Origin of the sequence: Methylosinus sp. Sm6 (assembly GCF_019802345.1) — a bacterium.
Taxonomy (GTDB): Bacteria; Pseudomonadota; Alphaproteobacteria; order Rhizobiales; family Beijerinckiaceae; genus Methylosinus.
This window is the reverse complement of sequence record NZ_JAINDZ010000039.1, coordinates 37,311-43,676: the sequence shown is the minus strand read 5'-3', so window position 1 is coordinate 43,676 and position 6,366 is coordinate 37,311. Positions and strand designations below refer to the sequence as shown.

The 6,366-nt window shown below is 69.4% G+C and carries 4 protein-coding genes; 1 reads left to right on the top strand and 3 read right to left on the bottom strand.

Annotation, left to right across the window (positions count from 1 at the left end; translation table 11 throughout):
- Nucleotides 1–157: 157 nt before the first annotated feature.
- The 3 genes from K3F48_RS19910 to ribB all read right to left on the bottom strand — a co-directional run bounded on the left by K3F48_RS19910 (nt 158) and on the right by ribB (nt 5,501).
- Nucleotides 158–547, bottom strand: coding sequence for a hypothetical protein (locus K3F48_RS19910; protein WP_222577188.1), 390 nt, complete (start codon nt 545–547; stop codon nt 158–160).
- Nucleotides 548–818: 271 nt separating this feature from the next.
- Entirely contained in the window at nt 819–4,274 is a 3,456-nt protein-coding gene (gene smc, locus K3F48_RS19905) for a chromosome segregation protein SMC (protein ID WP_222577187.1), read from the bottom strand.
- A gap of 147 nt (nt 4,275–4,421) precedes the next feature.
- Entirely contained in the window at nt 4,422–5,501 is a 1,080-nt protein-coding gene (ribB, locus tag K3F48_RS19900) for a 3,4-dihydroxy-2-butanone-4-phosphate synthase (RefSeq protein ID WP_222577186.1), read from the bottom strand.
- A gap of 193 nt (nt 5,502–5,694) precedes the next feature.
- Between ribB and K3F48_RS19895 the strand changes: the two genes are divergently transcribed.
- The gene (locus K3F48_RS19895; RefSeq protein ID WP_222577185.1) at nt 5,695–6,045 is read left to right on the top strand and encodes a zinc ribbon domain-containing protein YjdM; all 351 of its coding nucleotides are present in this window, start codon (nt 5,695–5,697) and stop codon (nt 6,043–6,045) included.
- Nucleotides 6,046–6,366 lie beyond the last annotated feature (321 nt).

Below are 6,366 nucleotides of genomic sequence, written 5' to 3'. Positions count from 1 at the left end.
AAAACCCTCACCGACGAGCGCCTCGCGACCGCCCCGCGCTTCTCCGATCCCTGGAAAACCCCGACAGCCGCGAAATAGATGCGAGACCGCGCCGCCGCGTCCCTTCTCCCGCTTGCGGGAGAAAGGGACGGCGCGTCGAAATTCGGAAATGGCGTCGTCACCAGCCCCAGCCGCCGGCGCCGATCGCATAACCGCCGAAGCCGGCGTCGATGATTCCCGAGCCTCCATAGGCATAGCCGTAAGGATAGCCATAGCTGCCGTAATAGCCGACCGAATAGGCCGGATAGGCGTAGGAATAAGCGGGATAGGCGACATATACGGGCGCTGCGACGACCGCCGCCGGCTCGACGTAAACGGTGCGGCGCTCCACCACGCGGCGATAGACCGTGCGGGTCTCGCAGGGCCGCTCGGTCTCCGTTTTCTCCACCGTCTTCTCAGGGCAGACGCAGCGGCGCGCGCGCGTCCTGGCGAAGGCTGGATCGGCGCCGATCTGCGCGCAGAGGGCGGCGAGAACAGCGAGGCAAGTCGGCTTTACGAAATCTCTCATGGCCCTGTTCCTCAATAGCGACGCGGCCGAGCTGCGGCTTTCGCTCCAACCGCTTGCGCGAAAGGAATTAACGCGCCCGCGCCATCCGGCGAGCCCGCAGGCGGGCGACGCTCGCCTCTCATCGGAGCTTTCTGTGGAATGCAAAAAGCCTCGAAGAATGGTTCGGCGCGCGCAACGGCCCCCTTCGAGACGCTCGCTGCGCGGGCTCAGGGCGAGGGGATTGTTTGTCTCGACACGGCCGGGCTCCCGAGCCGATCGGCCGGAAACGCCCTCAGCTCGCCTGCGCGAATTTCTCGGCCTGCTCGAGATCGACCGAGACGATCTGCGAAATGCCGCGCTCGGCCTGGGTCACGCCGAACAGGCGATCCATGCGCGCCATGGTGATCGGATTGTGCGTGATGGCGATGAAGCGCGTGTCGGTCTTCTTGCGCATGTCGTCCAAGAGATCGCAGAAGCGCTCGACATTGTAATCGTCGAGCGGCGCGTCGACCTCGTCGAGCACGCAGATCGGCGAGGGATTGGTGAGGAACACCGCGAAGATCAGCGACATCGCGGTCAGCGCCTGCTCGCCGCCGGAGAGCAGCGTCATCGTCTGCGGCTTTTTGCCCGGCGGACGCGCCAGAATGTCGAGCCCGGCCTCCAGCGGATCGTCGCTTTCGACGAGCTGCAATTCCGCCGTGCCGCCGCCGAACAGAATTGCGAACAGCTCCTTGAAATGCGCGTTCACCTTGTCGAAGGCCGCGAGAAGGCGCTCGCGGCCTTCCTTGTTGAGGCTGGCTATGGCGCCGCGCAATTTCTTGATGGCTTCGGCCAAGTCCTCGCGCTCGGCCATCATCTTGTCGCGCTGCGCCTCGACCTCGGCGAGCTCGTCCTCGGCGCGCAGATTCACCGCGCCGAGCCGCTCGCGATCGGCCTTCAGCCCCTCGAGCCGCTTCTCCACCTCGGGGATGGCCGGCAGAGGCGCGTCGGGAGCGACGCCGGCGAGTTCGGCGAGCGCCTGCGGCGCGCTCTCCAGCTCCATGGCGATGGTGTGCTCGACATCGGCGGCGCGGCGGCGGGCGGCGTCGAGCTCGGCCTCGCTGCGCGCCTTGGCCTCGCGCGCGGCGCTCATCGCCTCGAGCGCGGCGCGGGCGGCGCGGTCGGCCTCGGCCAGGGCCGCCTCGCCGGCGACGCGCGCCTCGGTCGCGGCGATGCGCGCGGCCTCGGCCTCGGCGATGCCGGAGAGCAGCGAGCGGCGCTGCAGCACGAAAGTCTCGGGCGCGTCGGCGAGCCGCTGCTGCTCCTCGCGCGCATCCTCGAGCCGCTGCTCCAGCTCCGCGATGCGGTCGCCGGAGCGGTCGCGCCGCTCCATCCAGGAGGCGCTCTCGCGCATGATCGCCGCCTTGCGCGAAGTGCGCGTCTCGGCCTGATGGCGCAGCGACGTCAGCATGGCGCGGGCTTCGCCGGCCTGGGCGCGCTCGGCCGCGGCGCGGGCGCGCACATGCTCCAGAGCGCCGGCGAGCGAAGCGGGCTCGTCCAGCTCGTCCAGCGCCCGCGAGGCCATCTCGCGCTTCTGCACGGCTTCGTCGCGATTGGCGACGATCTGGCTCTTGGCCTCCTGCAGCGCCGAGAGGCGCTGGGCGATCTGGCCGAGGCGACGCTCGGCCACGACATGGCGCTCGCGCGCCTCCTCGACATCGGCGCGGGCGCGGCGCTGCGCCTCGCGCGCCTCGCTCTCCATCAGCGCCGCGGCGCGCACCTGCTCTTGGGTCGCCTCCGCCTCTTCGGCGAGAGCGTCGGCGACGGCCCGCGCGGCGGCGGCCTCTCTGCGCAGATCGGCGAGGCGGTTCTTCTCCGCGAGGCGGCGGGCGGCCGGCGTCGGCGCCTCGGCCGCCTGGGTGAAGCCGTCCCAGCGCCAGAGATCGCCCTCCTTGGAGACGAGGCGCTGGCCGGGCTTCAGCAGCGCGCGCAGCGAGGCGCCCTCGCCGCGCAGCACGACGCCGATCTGCGCGAGACGGCGGGCCAGCGCCGGCGGCGCACGCACCATTTCGGCGAGCGGGCGCACGCCGGGCGGCAGCGCCGGATCGCCGGCGGCGGCGGTGAGCGCCCAATGGGCGGGGGCGGAGGTCTCGATCGAGGCGTCGAGATCGTCGCCGAGGGCGGCGCCCAGCGCCGTCTCATAGCCCTTCTCGACCTCGACGCTCTCCACCACCGGCGCCCAGAGGTCGCCGCCGCCGCCCTCGAGCAGCTTTTCCAGCGTGCGCGACTCGGTCTCCAGTCGTCCGGCGCGCTTCTCGGCGTCGGCGAGCGGCGCGCGCGAGGCGCCTTCCGCCGCACGCGCCTCGGCGGTCGCCTCCTCGGCCCGGCGCGCCGCCTCGTCGGCGTCATGGGCGGCGTCCATCGCGATCTCGAGCCCTTCGGCGAGGCGCTCGACCTCCTCGATCGCGCCGCCCTGCCCGGCGATCAGCGCGAATTCGGTCTCGACGCGGGTCTGCTCCGCCTCGAAACGGGCGACGCGCTGGGTCTCGTCGCGCAGCGAGGCCTCCAGCGCGGCCCGCTTGGCGTTGACGCCGGCGAGCGATTGCTGCGCGTCGGAGAGCTCGGCCTCCGTCTGCGCCAGCGCCGCCTCGAGCTCGGCGAGGCGCGCGCGCGCCTCCTCCTCCTGCATCGCGCCGATCTCGTCCTGCTCGGCCAGTTCGCCGCGCTCGTCCTCGAGCCGCTGCGCCACTTCGGCGGCGTCGTCGATCAGCGAGCGCTCGCGCGCGAGGTCGCGGGCGAATTGCTCGGCATGGCGGGAGAGCTCGGCGATGCGCTCCTTGGCGCGCTTCTCCTCGCCGTCCAGCGCGTCTCGCGCGACGATCAGCCGATGCAGCGCGGCTCCGGCCTCGGCCTCCTTGTCGCGCAGCTTCGGCAGCTCATGGGCGGCGATCGCCTGCGCGCGCGCCGTCTCCGCCTGCTGCAATGTGCGCTCGGCGACGAGCTTCACATCCTCTTCGAGCCGCCGCTCGGCGCCCGCCAGCTGCTCGCTGGCCTGGCGATGCGCGATGAAAGCGATGAGAGCCTCGTTCTGGCGGATCTGCGCAGCGACGGCGCGATAGCGCTGCGCCTGCCGCGCCTGGCGGCGCAGGCTGTCGGTCTGGCCGTCGACCTGCTTCAGCACATCCTCGAGCCGGGTGAGATTTTCCGACGCGGCGGTGAGGCGCAGCTCGGCCTCGTGGCGGCGCGAATGCAGGCCGGCGACGCCGGCCGCCTCCTCCAATATGCGGCGACGCGCCTGCGGCTTGGCCGAGATGATCTCGCCGATCTGGCCCTGGCGCACCAGCGCCGGCGAGCGGGCGCCGGTGGAGGCGTCGGCGAACAGCAATTGCACGTCCTTGGCGCGCACCTCACGGCCGTTGACGCGATAGGTGGAGCCCGATTCGCGCTCGATGCGGCGGGTGACCTCGAGCGTCTCGGCGTCGTTGAAGGCGGCCGGCGCGGCGCGGTCGCTATTGTCGAGAACGAGGCCGACCTCGGCGACATTGCGCGCCGCCCGCGAGCCGCCGCCCGAGAAGATGACGTCGTCCATCCCCGAGCCGCGCATATTCTTGTAGGAATTCTCGCCCATGACCCAGCGCAGGGCCTCGACGAGATTGGATTTGCCGCAGCCATTCGGCCCGACGACGCCGGTGAGGCCCGGCTCGATCAGGAAATCGGTCGATTCGCAGAAGCTCTTGAAGCCGAGGAGTCGCAGCCGCTGGAATTTCATGGACCGAGAGCGCCACAAAATAGCGGGGAAATCAACAATGGCGACGCGATATGTTGTGGAGGCGGGGGCCCACGATGATGAGGCTCTTCCTTCTCCCGCCATCGCGGGAGAAGGGATACGCCCCTTCTTGCGAGAGCGAAGACCCCCCTACTCCAGCGGCTCCACCGCCACGATCTCTATGCCGAAGCCGGACAGCCCGACATAAGTCCGCGGCTTGGGCTTCGACGTGCGCAGACGGATCGAGCCGACGCCGAGATCCTTCAAGATCTGTGCGCCGAGGCCGACGTCCAGCCATTGCGCCGTGCGCGCCTCCTCCGAGCTCTTGTCGGAGCCGGCCGGATTGACCGGCACGCCGGCCGCGCCGTCGCGCAGATAGACCAGCACGCCGCGCCCTTCCGCCGCGAACCGCTCCAGCGTGCGGCGGATGGCGTCGGCGCCGCCGAACACATCGGCGAGAATATCGGCGCGATGCAGCCGCGCCGGCACGCCCTTGCCGTCGCCGATCTGGCCGACGACGAAGGCGAAATGCTGGACTGGATCGAAAGCGCTGACATAAGCGTGGCAGGTCGCCTCGCCGGCGAAAGTCTTGACCGGAAAGGTCGCCACCCGCTCGACCAGCTTTTCGCGCGCCTGGCGAAACGCGATCAGGTCAGCGGTCGAGACCAGCTTCAGGCCATGGGCGGCGGCGAATTCGACGATCTGCTTGCCGGCCATCACCGTGCCGTCGTCATTGGCCAGCTCGCAGATGACGCCGACCGGCGGCAGCCCGGCGAGGCGGCAGAGGTCGACGGCGGCCTCCGTATGGCCGGAGCGCATCAGCACCCCGCCCTCCTTGGCGATGAGCGGGAACACATGGCCGGGCCGCACGAAGTCGTGCGGGCCCATATTGCCATTGGCGAGCGCCCGGACCGTGTTGCAGCGCTGCTCGGCCGATATCCCGGTGGTGAGCCCGTGGCGGACGTCGACAGAGACGGTGAAGGCGGTGCCGAGCGGCGCGTCATTGGCGGCGACCATGGGCGCGAGATGCAGCCGCCGCGCCTCCTCGAGCGTCAAGGGCGCGCAGACGATGCCGCAGCAATGGCGGATGATGAAGGCCATTTTCTCGGGCGTGCAGAGCGAGGCGGCGACGATGAGGTCGCCCTCGTTCTCGCGGTCGTCGTCATCGGTGACGACGACGATCTCGCCGCGCCCGATCGCCTCTATGGCCTCGGTGACGGAATGGGACAAGGGTGGCTCCGATGTGGGCGCGGCGCGGGAGGCGCGCCGGGGCCGGTGGGGAGTGGTTTACTCTCGGGGCCGATGGGATTCAAATGGCGGCTTCTTCGCCGGTCCATGCCGGCGCCTCGTCGAGAGAGACTTCAGGTTCCGTTTTCGCCGCAATAGGGTAGGAAAGGACCGATCGCCCCTTACGACAGAGGAAATGGATAGCATGAAGTGCCCAAAATGCGGTTCGGAATATGCCTATCAGGACGGCGCCTTGTGGACCTGTCCAGAATGCGCGCATGAATGGAGCGAAACGGAAGCCGCGCCCGAAAGTCCAGCGCAAGACGAGGTCGTGCATGACGCCAATGGCAACCCGCTGGCGGATGGCGACACGGTGACGCTGATAAAGGATTTGAAGGTCAAGGGATCGTCATCGACCGTCAAGAGCGGCGCCAAGGTCAAGAATATCCGCTTGGTCGCCGATGCTGTCGATGGCCATAATATCGCCTGCAAGATCGATGGCGTCGGCGCGATCTATCTGAAGTCCGAGTTTGTCAGAAAGGCTTGATTGCTCGGCGCCGCCGCACAGCGGCGTGAGCGGCGGCTGACTTTCACGAGCGGGCGGAAAACTCCGCTTGCTCGCGCGCTATCGCGAGACGCGCATCGCGGAGTCGACAATGCATTGGAGCGCGACCAGGACCCTCGCCGCGCTTGGCCGACATCGACGCGGACCGGGCGAAGGAGTGCGACGCGGAGGCCAGCATCGCCAGAGGGAGGGAGCTATCGGCCGAGCGCTGAACCCGTCTGCCCGAAGCGGCGGAGACTGACCTCGCCGAAATCTAACTTTTGTCGCAGACGACGGTGCCGAAGCGAGCGCGACGTTCCTGCT

Bases quoted from the DNA above. Each gene is read 5' to 3' on its own strand.
- K3F48_RS19910 (WP_222577188.1), bottom strand. From the start codon at position 547: ATGAGAGATTTCGTAAAGCCGACTTGCCTCGCTGTTCTCGCCGCCCTC.
- smc (WP_222577187.1), bottom strand. From the start codon at position 4,274: ATGAAATTCCAGCGGCTGCGACTCCTCGGCTTCAAGAGCTTCTGCGAA.
- K3F48_RS19895 (WP_222577185.1), top strand. From the start codon at position 5,695: ATGGATAGCATGAAGTGCCCAAAATGCGGTTCGGAATATGCCTATCAG.